At 49.0% G+C, this 14,295-nt stretch carries 14 protein-coding genes and 1 tRNA gene; 4 read left to right on the plus strand and 11 right to left on the minus strand.

The genetic code is table 11. The features are described from left to right. Positions 1-273: 273 nt before the first annotated feature. From PHW04_05845 to PHW04_05895, 11 genes are all read right to left on the minus strand, one after another. The gene (locus PHW04_05845) at positions 274-1,281 is read right to left on the minus strand and encodes a tetratricopeptide repeat protein (protein ID MDD2715401.1); all 1,008 of its coding nucleotides are present in this window, start codon (positions 1,279-1,281) and stop codon (positions 274-276) included. Next, complete coding sequence (locus tag PHW04_05850; GenBank protein ID MDD2715402.1) at positions 1,268-2,509, minus strand: hypothetical protein; 1,242 nt, start codon at positions 2,507-2,509, stop codon at positions 1,268-1,270. The genes PHW04_05845 and PHW04_05850 overlap by 14 nt, the downstream gene beginning before the upstream one ends. A gap of 7 nt (positions 2,510-2,516) precedes the next feature. After that, positions 2,517-3,134 (minus strand): cyclodeaminase/cyclohydrolase family protein, encoded by a 618-nt coding sequence (locus tag PHW04_05855; GenBank protein MDD2715403.1) that lies wholly within the window; start codon positions 3,132-3,134, stop codon positions 2,517-2,519. 15 nt (positions 3,135-3,149) lie between these two features. Beyond that, positions 3,150-4,508, minus strand: coding sequence for a bifunctional UDP-N-acetylglucosamine diphosphorylase/glucosamine-1-phosphate N-acetyltransferase GlmU (glmU, locus tag PHW04_05860; GenBank protein ID MDD2715404.1), 1,359 nt, complete (start codon positions 4,506-4,508; stop codon positions 3,150-3,152). A 95-nt stretch (positions 4,509-4,603) separates the two neighbouring features. Beyond that, positions 4,604-4,678: transfer RNA gene (locus PHW04_05865), tRNA-Gln, on the minus strand. Between the two features lies 1 nt (position 4,679). Next, a complete protein-coding gene (gene spoVG, locus PHW04_05870) occupies positions 4,680-4,958 on the minus strand; it encodes a septation regulator SpoVG (protein ID MDD2715405.1) in 279 nt (92 codons plus the stop codon). Between the two features lie 18 nt (positions 4,959-4,976). Further along, complete coding sequence (locus PHW04_05875) at positions 4,977-5,519, minus strand: hypothetical protein (GenBank protein MDD2715406.1); 543 nt, start codon at positions 5,517-5,519, stop codon at positions 4,977-4,979. Positions 5,520-5,610: 91 nt separating this feature from the next. Continuing rightward, a complete protein-coding gene (dnaJ, locus tag PHW04_05880) occupies positions 5,611-6,738 on the minus strand; it encodes a molecular chaperone DnaJ (GenBank protein ID MDD2715407.1) in 1,128 nt (375 codons plus the stop codon). A gap of 116 nt (positions 6,739-6,854) precedes the next feature. Then, on the minus strand, positions 6,855-8,717 hold the full coding sequence (dnaK, locus tag PHW04_05885; protein ID MDD2715408.1) for a molecular chaperone DnaK: 1,863 nt from the start codon (positions 8,715-8,717) through the stop codon (positions 6,855-6,857). A 13-nt stretch (positions 8,718-8,730) separates the two neighbouring features. Continuing rightward, positions 8,731-9,699, minus strand: coding sequence for a nucleotide exchange factor GrpE (locus tag PHW04_05890; protein MDD2715409.1), 969 nt, complete (start codon positions 9,697-9,699; stop codon positions 8,731-8,733). A 210-nt stretch (positions 9,700-9,909) separates the two neighbouring features. Then, positions 9,910-10,407 carry a hypothetical protein gene (locus PHW04_05895; protein ID MDD2715410.1) on the minus strand — a complete coding sequence of 166 codons (498 nt, stop codon included), beginning with the start codon at positions 10,405-10,407 and terminating at the stop codon, positions 9,910-9,912. A gap of 288 nt (positions 10,408-10,695) precedes the next feature. Between PHW04_05895 and argF the strand changes: the two genes are divergently transcribed. The 4 genes from argF to PHW04_05915 all read left to right on the plus strand — a co-directional run bounded on the left by argF (position 10,696) and on the right by PHW04_05915 (position 14,291). Beyond that, the gene (gene argF, locus PHW04_05900; GenBank protein ID MDD2715411.1) at positions 10,696-11,640 is read left to right on the plus strand and encodes an ornithine carbamoyltransferase; all 945 of its coding nucleotides are present in this window, start codon (positions 10,696-10,698) and stop codon (positions 11,638-11,640) included. A gap of 178 nt (positions 11,641-11,818) precedes the next feature. Next, positions 11,819-12,961, plus strand: coding sequence for an ATP-binding protein (locus PHW04_05905; GenBank protein MDD2715412.1), 1,143 nt, complete (start codon positions 11,819-11,821; stop codon positions 12,959-12,961). Positions 12,962-13,632: 671 nt separating this feature from the next. Next, entirely contained in the window at positions 13,633-14,088 is a 456-nt protein-coding gene (locus tag PHW04_05910; protein MDD2715413.1) for a type II toxin-antitoxin system VapC family toxin, read from the plus strand. Continuing rightward, complete coding sequence (locus PHW04_05915; protein MDD2715414.1) at positions 14,085-14,291, plus strand: hypothetical protein; 207 nt, start codon at positions 14,085-14,087, stop codon at positions 14,289-14,291. The genes PHW04_05910 and PHW04_05915 overlap by 4 nt, the downstream gene beginning before the upstream one ends. The last annotated feature ends 4 nt before the right edge of the window (positions 14,292-14,295 follow it).

A 14,295-nucleotide genomic window follows, 5' to 3' on the forward strand; every position in this document is an offset into this window, starting at 1 on the left:
CCATTTCATAAGTCTGCGTCACCGCGTTGCCTTGCACATGCAAGCATTTCGAGGCCATCCGGTCGAAGGTGATGCGGCGCATCATCAAGACCGGATAACGAAGAAATGCGCAGCTTGTGCTGGCAACCCTCCGGGTTCGGGCTGCAAAATTCAAAAGCGTCGTTGCGGTTCGTCGGAAATGCACCACATTGCCTTCCTCACCGCGCCTAGCTTTTGAACTTCGGAGCTTCGAACGCGGCTGACGCAGACTTATGAAATGGGTTCTAAACAGAGTTACTTCCCATCTACACCGAATCCGCTATAGTGTTTCTCCCCAGTATTCTCCATATTGAACTTTACCTTGGCGTCCACAGGCATCATTTTCAGAGCCTGTTCGAAGAATTCCCGGGCTTTCCTGAAATCACCCAGCTTGGAATAAATAATGCCGACTTTGTTCAGAATGTCGGGATCCACTTTTTCCTTCATCGCTGCCTCAAAATAACGCAGTGATTCCTTGTATTTCTGATCATAGAAATAGATGTTGCCCAGATTGTTGAAAACATCATAGATCGGATATTCGCCGATAAATTCAAACTCACCCGCTGTTTTCGTGAAATACGGCAGATCCCTGTCATAGTTCAACTCACTGGCATCGTAGAGAATCACGAAAGCCTTGTTCTGGGCGAAAGTGACCAGGTTTATCTGCTTGAAAAGCAATTCGTTCCCGAACACCATTTTCTTTGTATATGTGGTCATCTGCTTGAAAAAAAGCACTTCGCTGGAGTTCTGGTACATTTCCTTGGTGATGCGGGCAGTGTCGTCAGGCAGAAGCCCTTTCAGGATCTTTTCAGAAGTCTGCACCATCTGTTTTTCATTTTTCGGGTACTGCCTCAGGTCAGGATACTCCTCGGGCAGCATTTCGATCACATACATTTTGATCAAAGTGGCGTCTTCCCTGATATCTTTTTCCTTGGAAAGCGTGATCAGCAGGTTGTCTTTCAGATCTCCTTCCTTCAGGTACCAGAAATCCGCTGGCATCGGGAAAGCGATCTTGAACTTGAAATTCCTGTATGATCCTTCAAAAATGCCTGTTGAATGCTCCGAAAAAACCAGGCTTTCGATCTTGTCTTCCTTGATCTTCACCTGCTCACCTTCAGGGCTGGCCAGATAAACAGTGTTGTCAGAAAGCTCCTTGACCTTGCCGTGCAGAATCACGCCGTTCTTTAAAAAGAGCGTGTCCGCATAAGCTGCAGTCAGCATGATTAAAAAAGCCGCCAAAACCGCAATTCTAATTTTTCCCATACTTCTCCTGGTATTGTACCGCAATTTTCAACTCCTTGAGGTATTTTTTCGGATTCCCGGCCTGCCTCGCAGCCGCGGCTTCGGCAATGGCGGTCTTGGCGGCATAGAAATAGAAGCTTCTCAGATTGCGCTCAGTATAGCTGGAGGTTTTTTCCTCCCTGGAAAGCCACTCGCTGATCTCAAGCTCCTGCCTGCGGTTTTCCGAAAATTCCAGATACAAACCCCTGTGCTTCAGCGCACGGTCGAGATACTGGATGGAAAGCCCCAGTTCAGTTGGGTTATAGGATCTCTTTTTATCTTTCAGATAGCGTTGATAGTTCCCGTTGAAATCCTGATATTGCGAAGGATAGAGCTGGCGGAAGCATTCGTCGCCCGCCATGGCAGCAGCCATGGCTTCATTCTCGCGATTCGTATACACAGGCTCGATATACTCGCTCCTCAGATTTCCGAGACTGGAACTTACCTTGCCCAGCCTGTTCCTGAGATCCCAGAGCTGAGCGGGTGTTACGTACCAGATCGAGTCCCGGGCGGAAGCGAGCAGCTTGTTGAATTCCGGAGTGATTATTTCCAGACTGTCGCGGATCGCGCGGTAGTTCGGAGGACGCCTTGCAATGTCGCGGTTTTCATTATACTGGTTCAGGGTATCACGGATACGCTTCATCAGAGTATCGATTTCATAGAAACGCTGCAGCTTGTCGTGGTATTGTTTAATCACCTCTTCGACATTGTAGTACATCTCACGGACCCGTTCCGGCCGTCTGTGACGCTCCACAACTCTGTAATGAAGATCCTTCAACGACTGACCTGTCTTCTCCAGATTCCGCTCAAATTCCTGGTAATTTTCATACATGAGCTGGCAGGCAACCGGAAAAAACCTGAAAAAATCCAGCTTTTCCATCTCCTCGACCTTGGGCTTGACTGTCTCGTAGAAAGACAGCATCTCTTCCCAGGGTGGATAGGCCTCCAGCACTTCATGAAAAAGGATGCATTTGAGCTTAACTTCATCAAACAGGCGGCGGGCTTCTTCTATGTCTCCCAGTTTGGATTTGAGAATCCCTTCCTCCAGTTCTTTCTGGATTTCCACCCTGAATGCGTCGAGCGAATCAGGGACTTTCATTTTTCTGATGTTTTCAAAAGGGGCTTCAGCTTCAATCCTCTTCTGATAGGCTTGATCCAAGGCCAAAAGAGGCAGGCACAACATCAAAACAATCATGACAGCAGTTTTCATCTGTTCCTCACAATTTGATTTCTGAACGCGAATCCCTAAGATTATCCGTCAACACAGGTTTCAAAAGCTTGATTTTATCGGTAAAATCCTGCCTGACCTGTTCGTCGACTATACCTGGGAGATTGATCATCACATTCAGTTCGGCTCCGGAAAAAGCAGTGTCCAGCAGGCATCCAGCCACTCCCACATCCGAGACGGCGTGCCTGATACCGAGCCTGGCCAGCACCGGAAGTTCCCGCGACAGGCTGACGGCAAGTTCGAGCGTATGGAGTGGGACCAGGGTGGCTTCGACGCTGGCGGTATTGATGGCTGATTTTCTGGCTGCCTTTTCCGCGTCATTGCTTGGCTTTTGCTGCATGGCACAAAGCAGAGAGTTGAAAGCGCAGGCATCCAGATCAGCGAGCCTTAGGAACTCTTCCCTTCCAGGCTGCGCAATTGACGCGATCCTGCGCATTTCACTATGACTTTTCACGTATTTTCCGTTCTTCAGGGTGAGGTTCGATACCATCAGCATCAGAGCTGCTCCGCAGGCCCCGGCAACTGCTGCTGCCGCCCCTCCGCCAGGTGTAGGGGCGTCTGATGAAAGCCCTCTCAGGAATTCATCTATCTTCATCTCTTTGAACAAAATTCCTCCACCAGATTAATCTTTAGCTTTTTCCTTTTTTCTCACCCAGTCTTCGATGTTGACCTGTTTTTCACGTCCCAGGCCCAGGGCATATGGCGGCACATCCTTTGTGATCACAGAGCCGGCGCCGACATAAGCGTGTGCACCGATCGTCACCGGAGCTACCAGAGAGGAGTTGCTGCCTATGAATGCATGCTCCCCGATTTTAGTTTCATTCTTTCTGATTCCGTCATAATTACAGGTAATGGTGCCTGCGCCAATGTTGGTGTCCACTCCGACATCCGCATCGCCGATGTATGAAAGATGGGAGGCCTTCACTCCAGGGGAAAAACGGGTTTTCTTGAGTTCCACGAAATTGCCTACCTTGCAAGTGTCTTCCAGCCGGCTTCCCGGACGGATATGGGCGAAAGGACCGACCTGGCAGTCCGATGAGACGACAGAACCATTGACAATGCTGAATTGTACCTGATTACGGTTTCCGATCCTTGAACTCTGGATCTGCGTATATGGCCCGATCTGATTATACTCACCGATTACAGTGTCTCCGCTGATTACGGTACCCGGCATGATCACGGTCCCTGTTCCGATCTGCACATCCCAGTCGACGTAAGTAGTGTCAGGATCGAGAACTATCACTCCGGATGCCGACAGTTGAAGATTTTTCCTGATTTTTAGCTCACGCAAGGCTTCGGCGAGTTCCAGCGGTGTGTTTACCCCGATGAAATCAGCCGAATCCGGCAGGTTGAAAGCACAAGCTTTTTTCCGTTCCTTCCTGCAAAGGTTCACGATATCTGTCAGATAAAATTCATGCTGCGCATTGTCGGTTCCGATCCGGTCGATGACCTGCAAAAGAAGTTCCAGACTGATCAGATAAATCCCGGTATTGATTTCCCTGATTTTCTTCTGCCTGTCAGTAGCGTCCCGGGCCTCGACTATGGAATGAAATCCATTTTTATCACGAATGATCCGCCCGTAACTTCCGGCATCAGGAAGTTCTGTCGACAGCACGGACAAGTCGGCCTGCTCACGCCTGTGGCAATCCACGAAAATTTTCAGGGAATCGGCAGTGATCAGAGGAATGTCACCTGGAAGTATCAGAATCTCTCCCTTTGACAGGCAACCGGACTGAAGCGCACAGAGGACGGCATGTCCGGTACCCAGAGGCTGTTCCTGCCTTGCCCTGAGCACCTGCGGCGGAAGCTCAAGCTCGAAATTATGGGGACCCAGAACAAATACTGTCTTCTCAGTGCCAAGCCCTGAAACGGCCTGATATACATAATCGACAACCCTCTTTCCCAGAAGGTTGAAAGTGAGCTTGCTGAGTGCGCTCTTCATTCTCGTGGATTTTCCTGCTGCCAGAACTATTGCTTGCATATGATCCTCGCAGATTTAGTTTGGGGTACTATAGTTATTCTCGGAATAGATGTCAAAAATATAAGAGAATCGATGAAGATGGAGAGGATGTAGTTTGGCTGGGGTGGTTGGATTTGAACCAACGAATGCAGGAGTCAAAGTCCTGTGCCTTGCCGCTTGGCTACACCCCAATCAGATTTCTTCGCCACCGCCGTTTTTAAGGACTTCCTCGTACTTCTCCAGAACCATTTTCTGCAGTTCATCCCTGGTTTCAGTCAGGATGGGGTGGGCCATATCCTGAAACTTGCCGTTGCTCATCTTGCGTGAAGGCATGGCCAGAAACAGGCCTTTCTTGCCTTCGATGATTTTCAGATTATGCACTACAAATACATCATCGATAGTGATCGAAACGACAGCCTTCAGTTTTCCTTCCCTCTTCACGGGCCTGATTCTAACTTCAGTAATGTTCATTTAACTAAACTCCCACCTTTAAAAATTTATATCAACTGAAGTGATTAATTCAAATCCATTTTCTTTGTTATACTTGTTAACGAATAAATTGTTACCCTGCATTCTTCCACTCTGCTGAATCAGATCTGCTGCAACAAGTTTTCCCTCAGCGATGCGAGCAGAAGAAACCGGCTGATTGCTTTCCCCTGCTATACCAACAGACCAATTACAGGCATTCCCGAAAAAAATTACCGAAAAATTGTATTGCCGCTTTAGAAGTTCAGTGTCGACAACCGTGATCCTGCTGTTTTCAGGAGCTCTGAAACCGCTGCCTGCGATTTTCCCCCTCTCGATCAGCAGGAATCGATCGTTGTTTTCAAAATAATTCCCGCGGAAACCTATTTTTTTAAGATGATTCTGGAACGAGTTCCGTTCAAGAAATTCAGGGGAATTCCGCTCAGGGACAGACAGTTCAGGCTGCACAGACAGGTCAAGATTAAGTGTGTAATCCAGAAAAACAGGTCTGGCAGTTGCTGAAGCAAGTCCTGCAATCACGATAAAAAACACTATAAAATTACACATTATTCATAATTATGTTATAAGTTTCGGAAAGTATATCGACCTGAAGGAAAAAAACAAGATAATCGAGTACCGCGTACCATTTAATGGCAATCTACTTTTTGAAAAAATTCTTCAGCTTTTCGGCGAATCCCTGCTGCTGCGGAGAATTTCTCACGCTGCTCAAAGAATCCAGCTCTTTCAGAAGCTCCTTCTGCCTTGCGCTGAGATTTGTGGGGACTTCCACATTCACTTTGATGTAGAGGTCACCCTGACTGTAACTGTTAATTGAAGGCATGCCCTTGCCTTTCAGTTTAAAAAGTTTTCCGCTTTGTGTTCCGGTCGGGACCGTCATTTTAACCTGCCCATCCATAGTCGGAACCTGGATGTTGTCGCCGACGGCCGCAGTATAAAAAGAAATCGGAACCTCTGCGATGATGTCATCACTTTCTCTATGGAAAATCTGATGTTCCTTCTGGTGCATGACAAGATAAAGATCCCCGGACAACCCTCCTCCAACGGCTGCTTCTCCTTCATTGGCGAGTTTCAGCCTCATTCCGTCCTCTGCACCCTTGGGGATTTTGACTTTGATCTGTGAGGTCTTCTTCTCGCGTCCCTCACCTCTGCAGGCTGAGCATGGCTTATCCACGATGCTTCCTCTGCCGTGGCAGGCCGGGCAGGTCGTGCTGATGCTGAAGATCCCCTGGGCGTGAAGGACCTTGCCTTTTCCTTTGCACTGGGGGCATACCTTAGGGGCAGTTCCCGGTTCGGCTCCACTTCCGTGACAACGCTCACAGGCTGCAAACTTCGGCACCGAAATCACGATTTCCCTGCCGTAGTAAGCGTCCTCCAGCGAGAATTCCAGGTCATAGCGCAGATCGCGTCCTTTCTGGGCTCCGCGTCTTCCCTGTCTGCCTGCACCGAAGATGTCTCCAAAAATGTCGCCGATCCCCATCTCGCCGAAAATGTCTTCAAAGTTGAATCCTTGACCGTTGAAACCGCTCCCCCCGAAACCACCAGGGTTGACACCGGCGTGTCCGAAGCGGTCGTATTGCTCGCGCTTTTTTGGATCTGAAAGCACCTCGTAAGCTTCATTCACTTCCTTGAAGCGCTCTTCGGCTTCCTTATTGTTGGGATTGACATCAGGGTGATATTTCCGGGCCAGATTGCGATATGCCTTCTTGATCTCGTCGTCACCGGCGTTCTTCTGCACACCCAGCACTTCGTAAAAATCGCGATTCATAGTATTCTCCAGATCAACTGCAATTCTAGCGGGATCATTGTATGCTTCGAAGTTCGAAGGGTCAAGGGTGAAAGAAGAAACTCTTTCACCCTATTACCCAACGACTTATTTACTGTTTACTGTTTTTTATCATCCACAGACTCAAATTCAGCATCCACCACTTTTTCGTCTTTTCCCTGACCATCTTCCTGGGCAGGCTGCTCAGGCTGAGGCCCGCCGGTCTGGGCTCCCGGCCCTCCTGCATTCACTTTGGAATAGATAATTTCTGCCAGTTTATGGCTGGCCTGAGCCAGTTTCTCCATTTTCTTCTTGAGCAGATCCTTATCTGTGGAGTTGAGGGATTTCTTCAGGTCTTCAATCGCTGCTTCGATCTTGGTTTTTTCCTCTGCAGGAAGCTTGTCGCCATATTCCCTGAGCGATTTTTCAGTGGTATAAATCAAGGTGTCAGCCTGATTCTTTGTTTCTATCGTTTCTCTGCGCTTTTTGTCGGCATCGGAATTGGCTTCAGCATCCTTCAGCATTCTCTGGATCTCGTCCTCAGCCAGGCCGTCGGAGACTTCAATCTTGATTTTCTGCTCTTTGCCTGTTCCCAGATCCTTGGCAGAAACATGGATGATGCCGTTAGCGTCAATGTCGAAAGTCACTTCGATCTGTGGCATGCCTCGCGGTGCGCTCGGAATGCCGATCAGGTCGAACTTGGCGAGTGTCTTGTTGTCTGAAGCCATCTCGCGCTCGCCCTGCAGCACATGCACGGTGACAGCGGACTGGTTGTCATCCGCAGTGGAGAAGATCTGGCTCTTCCTGCAGGGAACAGTTGTATTGCGCTGGATAATCTTGGTGAACACTCCGCCCAGGGTCTCGATGCCGAGGGAAAGAGGGGTCACGTCCAGGAGCAGAATATCCTTGACTTCACCGGCGAGCACTGCTCCCTGAATCGCAGCTCCCACAGCCACACATTCATCGGGGTTGATGTTCTTGTTGGGTTCTTTGCCGAAAAATTCCTTCACAAGCGCAACCACTGCCGGCATCCTGGTCTGGCCTCCCACAAGAATCACTTCGTGCAGGTCGGATGGATTGAGGCCGGCATCGGATAAAGCGCGCTTCATAGGTGCCTTGGTCCTCTCCAGCAGGTCTTCGGTCAGGCTTTCGAGTTTGGCGCGGGTCAGCTTCATTTCCAGATGCTTGGGGCCGTTGGCGTCTGCGGTGATATAAGGCAGATTGATCGTGGCTTCCATTACTGTGGACAGCTCTATCTTTGTTTTCTCCGCCTCGTCCTTCAGCCTCTGCAAGGCTTTGGCATCGCTTGTCAGGTCAATGCCCTGATCTTTTTTGAATTCAGTCACCATCCAGTCGATGATCTTCTGGTCAAAATCGTCGCCGCCGAGATGCGTGTCTCCTGAAGTTGATTTCACTTCGAACACACCGTCCCCGACTTCCAGGATGGAAACATCGAACGTTCCGCCGCCCAGATCGTACACCAGAATCTTATGATCCTTCTTTTTGTCCAGTCCGTATGCCAGGGACGAAGCAGTGGGTTCATTGATGATTCTGAGGACTTCCAGGCCGGCGATCCTGCCTGCGTCGCGGGTGGCTTTGCGCTGAGCGTCGTTGAAGTAGGCGGGCACAGTGATCACGGCTTTGGTGACCTTTTCGCCCAGGAAGGATTCTGCGTCAGCCTTCAGTTTCTGCAGGATCATAGCCGAGATTTCCTGCGGCGTGTATTGCTTGTCGTCGATTTTTACAAAAAAGTCGGTATCACCCATGTGACGCTTGATGGAGCGGACTGTACGCTCAGGATTGAGCACAGCCTGCTTCTTGGCGACCACACCGCACAGCCGCTCGCCTGTTTTGGAAAACGCCAAAATCGAAGGGGTCGTTCTGCCGCCTTCGACATTAGGGATGACGTGGGTTTCGCCGCCCTCCATGTAAGCCACGCAGGAGTTAGTAGTTCCGAGATCGATTCCAATGATTTTGCTCATGTCAGCCTCCTATTTAATGATTTTCTGATTGGGTCTGCTCTATCTTTGGTTTGCCCGCAGCCACCCTTACCAGGGCTGAACGGAGCACACTCTCCCGATAGAAATAACCTTTTTTAAAGATTTCAGTGATCGTGCCTTCATCCCTGCCTGACTCCAGATCCTGAGCCAGTGCTTCGTGAAAAACAGGGTCAAAAGGCTTGTCAATCACTTCCATCTCTTTCACCTGATTGTCTGAGAATATTTTTTTAAGCCTGTCCCAGACCAGACTTACTCCTTTGAAATGCATGCTTTTTTCGCAGTCCAGCTCCTTGCGCGACTGATTCAGCGCTTCTTCGAGGTTGTCAGCCACTTCCAGGAGATCGCAAAGCAGTTTTTTATTGGCTGTCTGCGCGATCTCATCCTTCTCCTTTGTCAGCCTCTCCCGCATCCTGGTGTAATCCTTCTTGAGGCTTCTGGACATTTCCAGGTATTCTTCTGAGAGTTTCCTGTACTTATCAAGCTCTGCCTTAAGGGCCTCGCGTTCCTTTTTATCGAATGAAGCCGTCCTGTATTGCTCCAGCATCAGGGAAAACATGCCTTCTGCCGACTGCCTGACAATCTTCTCGATCTCGGCGCAGGAATTGTATGTCTCTTCAAAGCATTTTTCCAGGTCAGGCAAGGCTTTGCATTCAGAAAGACGGGTCTTGAAATCTTCCACAAAGCCGTTCAAATCATTGCCTTTTTTCAGGTTGTCCAGGATGCTGGCAAGATATTTCCCGGCCTGTTCGCGGGAGAGGTCCGCAGGAAGCACTCCTGACTCCAGGATTTTCTTTTTCAGGTCATCCATTCCGTTCTGGTCCTGAAGAAAGGCATCAAAATTCCGCTTCAGTTCCTCGAGCCTGGGCTTGTTTTTTTCGATCAGTTCAGTCACTGCCCCGTTAAACTTTTCCATATCTGCAGGCGCTTCTGTTGTGTCTTCTTTTTTCAAAAGATTGTCGCTCATGCCAAAACCTCCTGACTGTCCGCATTAATTTTAGCAATCCCTGTGCCTGGAGGCTGGAAGACTTGAGCTTTCTGGAGAAATGATTTTCCGGAGGCTGCTGACTGGGGATTATTTCCCCAGAAAGGATGGAAAACAATCAGAATTTTTCTACAAATAAAAAAGCTGGAGGTCAATCCTCCAGCTTTTTGAGATCGCACTTTGATTATTTGATCAGAGGTTGCCTTCGTACTGGATTTCTTTTGTTTCCCCTGCCTGGTTGACCATATCCAGGGCAAAAGCCACTTCATTGTTGATGTTGATAAAAAAACCAGTGGTGACTTTGAAATCCTTATACTGCTTCTTGTAGAGAATGTCCTTGATCTTGTCCTGGGCTGCCAGGATGTCGGAGATGATCTGCTGGTCCTGGGTGCTGAAGGCATAGGGCCAGGAGCTGCCGTCGGTTTTGGAGAAGAAAATGCAGGCGCTCCCGTCATTCAGAGTCCAGAGGAAACCGGTACCGAGATCAGTCTGGATCGCGTTCAGGGATTCCTTCTGTCCGTCTGTGGCCGAAGGAAGCTGGGCTTTGAGGTAATCGGATACATTTGATCTCAGTTCTGCGGCGACTGTTCCGGCCTTTTCACCCCACGGCCAGGGAAAGTTGAAACGCGGATCAGCCATAAGCGGAAGCGAAACATACAGGATTGCCAGCGCTATGATCAGTCTCTTCAAGGCTCCTCCCCGATGTATTATTGAATGAATAATACCCGGGGATCGCGGAGAGTCAAGAGCTTTGAAGGATTTTTTTTGTATCTTTCCGTATCTTATCATCCTGGAAAACGCCTCATCCTAGTGGAGTGTTAACAGAGTTTTGTCAGACAGCCAGTTGGCTTGATCCGGTCACTAACATGATTTATCAAGCGCTGGCCAAGCATTAAAACTATGTTTACAGTCCACTAGTTCCTTGACAATCCCGTGGGCACAATGATAGATTAACCCAAATCATTAACAGGAGGACTCATGCCCTTCAATCTCAAAGGACGCAGCCTTCTCTCTCTCATGGAGTACACACCAGCGGAAATCGAATACCTGCTAGACCTTTCCGCTACTTTAAAGCAAAATAAGCGGATGGGAATTCTGGGTAATGCCTTGAACAGAAAAAACATTGCCCTGATTTTCGAAAAAGCTTCCACACGCACCCGTTGCGCATTTGTAGCAGCTGTCGTGGATGAAGGCGGACATGCCGAATATCTTTCCAAGAATGACATCCAGCTCGGCAAGAAAGAATCAGTTGAAGATACCGCAAGAGTGCTCGGCCGTTATTTCGACGGCATCCAGTTCCGCGGCTTCTCCCAGGAAGTGGTGGAAAAGCTTGCTAAATACGCGGGCGTGCCGGTCTGGAACGGACTGACTGACATGTTCCACCCCACCCAGGTATTGGCCGACCTGCTGACTGTGAAGGAAAAATTCGGTACATTACGCGGGATCAAGTTCGTCTACTGCGGCGACGGCCGCAACAACATGGGCAACACACTGCTGATCGGCTGCGCCAAGATGGGCATGACCTTCGGCATGGCAGCTCCACGCGAACTCTGGCCTGAAGAGAAACTGATCCAGTATGCGAACAGCGTGGCCATGGAAACCGGTGCAGTGATCGAGTTCGGCGAGGACCCGAAAAAAGTGGCCAAGGGAGCTGACGTACTCTACACGGACGTCTGGGTCTCGATGGGCGAAGAAGACAAGCCAGGCATCAAGGAGCGCGTGGAAAAGCTGCGGCCCTATCAGGTGAACATGGCTCTGATCAAGGCTACAGGCAAGGAGCACCCGATCTTTTTGCACTGCCTGCCCGCAGTCCACGAGAACGAAGTCAGCCACGAGCTGTTCGAGAGCAAATATTCCTTTGTCTTCGACCAGGCCGAAAACCGCCTGCACACGATCAAGGCTGTAATGGTGGCGACCGTATAGAAGCTGTTAAGTCCGAACCTCGTGAGGACTTTACAGCTTCTTACCCCCGAAGCGTCCTAAAGGATGAGAACTTCAAGCAAAACCCGTCGTATGGCGGGTTTTTTATTGTAAGATAACGTAGCGCGCTGATCTGCAAACATACTTGACAAATAGCCGTCTATTTGGTAAATATACTTGCATGATTAAAAGACCTTACTGGCTTTCCCTCATCCATGCGGCCTGGAGCAAGAGACCGCTTGTCTGGCTTTCAGGAGTGCGCCGCGTCGGCAAAACAACTCTGACAAAAATGCTGGCCGGAGCCGTCTGCCTGAACTGCGACCTGCCATCCGACGAACGGCGACTGGAAGACCCTGAGCATTTTCTGAGTTCATTGCCCCAGGATGGAATTCTGATACTTGATGAAATCCATCGTTTGAAAGATCCTTCCAGGGTCATGAAGATTGCAGCCGATGTTTTTCCCAGACTGCACGTTCTGGCAACAGGCTCATCCACTCTTGCGGCAACAGGAAAGTTCCGCGACAGCCTGACCGGACGAAAAACAGTTGTCAATCTGACTCCCGTGCTCTGGACGGAGTGCGCTGACGGCTTCTCCACCATGGATCTGGACCGCCGCCTGTTGAACGGGGGCCTTCCGGAGCAGCTGCTGGCGGAAAAACCCGATCATGCTTTTTTCAGCGAATGGCTGGACGGTTTTTATGCCCGGGATATTCAGGAACTTTTCGGAATCAGGGAAAGAACCGGATTTCTGAATCTTCTGCGTCTCATGCTGCGGCAGAGCGGCGGCACAGTTGATTATTCAGCCCTTTCCCGGGAATGCGACCTCAGCAGGCCGACAGTGAAAGCTCATCTGGAAGCCATGTCCGTAGCCTGCGCGCTGTTCGCGCTTCCTCCCTTTCATGGTGGAGGGCGTCGCGAGCAGCTCAAAAGGCCAAAAGTGTATGCCTTTGATACCGGGTTCGTTTCCTTTGTCCGCGGATCTTCAGAAATCCGCGACACAGACCGCGGTCTGCTCTGGGAGCACCTGGTTCTTGATGCATTGCGTACTTCGGCTGGTGAGCATGGACTCGGATACTGGCGCGACAAATCAGGCCGGGAAGTGGACTTTGTGCTCAGCCGCGGCCGAAAGGTCGAAGCCTTTGAGTGCAAGATCAACCCTGATCGTCTTGAGACTGAGTCCCTGAGAGTTTTCCGGGGTTTCTACCCGGATGGAGACAATTTCGTCGTATCTCCCGGGACAGTCAAGCCATATGTCCGCACTCTAGATGGGATGACCGTCCATTTTGTCGGCTGCCGCGAACTGCTGGAAAAATCCTGGAATTGAAGTGCACTATGGTAATGCTCTCCGATTTTTCCACGATTTTCGGCAAAAAAGCCCTGTAGCTCAATTGTAGGACATCTGAAGGACACTGCAGGTCGATTTTTAGCAGCTAACTCATGATTTACCCGGGCGGTTGTAATCCAATAATCAGTTGAGTGGAGAAAAAATACTGGCTCGAAACCGTCAAAATTCATCAGAAAACCTCAAATTGACAGAATTATCCTGATTTCAATAAACTGTTAACAATATCGGCAGGTTTCATAAGATATTATTTAACAACCTTCAACCCAGGAGGCGCAATGCATGAAAAGATAATTCAAACCATTTATCATCACTACTTCTATCTTCCCATTATTTCCGCTTTCTTCGCATATCTTTTCGCTATCTGGCTGAGAATCTGTCCAAACCGAACTGCCTTTTTCATATTGTTAACTCCCAGCGACGATAAATTCGAGAAATTGCACAAGTACAATTACGCTGTCTTTATCGTATTCTACATCTTGAAGCGTATTTCCCAGTCAATTTTCGAGTGGAATGGGCTGCTGATGCTGTCTCCTGCATCAATTGAACTAACTGTGAGAGCAATCAGGAATCCCAAGTCCTCTCAGTATAAAATAATGGCAAAACAAATTAGGAACCTTGAGAAGAGCTGAAATTTTTTGTAAAATGATAAGATGTCAAAATTAAAACGACTTTATATTGATACTTCCGTGTTCGGAGGAGTATTTGACGTTGAATTTCAAAAGATCAGCAGAGCCTTTTTTGACCAGGCTGCAAAAAATACGTTTATTCTGACAACCTCCGAACTGGTGCGACAGGAAATCCAAGCAGCTCCGAAAGAAGTGATTGCTTTTTTCGATAACATGCTTGGAGCTTGTGAACTTGTTGATGTCACCCGTGAGGCTTATGAACTGCAGCAGGCCTATTTCAAAGCAGGAATCCTTTCCAGAAGACACTTTGACGATGCTCTCCATGTGGCAATCTGCACTTCTTCGGGATGTAACGGGATTATCAGCTGGAATCTCAAGCACATTGTTCATTACCAGAAGATTCCGAAATACAATGCCGTCAATGTTCTCAAAGGATACCAGGCTATTTTTATTCATTCTCCGCAGGAGGTATGTGGATGAAAAAGGATTTTGATTGCGTACAGTTAAAGAGGCGGGGAGCTGAAATGGTCTGGAAAAAGATCAAGGATATGAGCATTGATGAGCAATTGCTGTTCTGGAAAAAAGGAACCGATGAGCTGAGAATGCTGCAGAAAAAAAGCAAGGCAAAAGTTACTCGCGCCAGACTGGCTGAGACAAAACCGCCTTGTCGTAAAGCATCATAACTTC

The sequence above is a fragment of the Candidatus Wallbacteria bacterium genome, from assembly GCA_028687545.1.
Classification (GTDB): Bacteria; Muiribacteriota; JAQTZZ01; order JAQTZZ01; family JAQTZZ01; genus JAQTZZ01.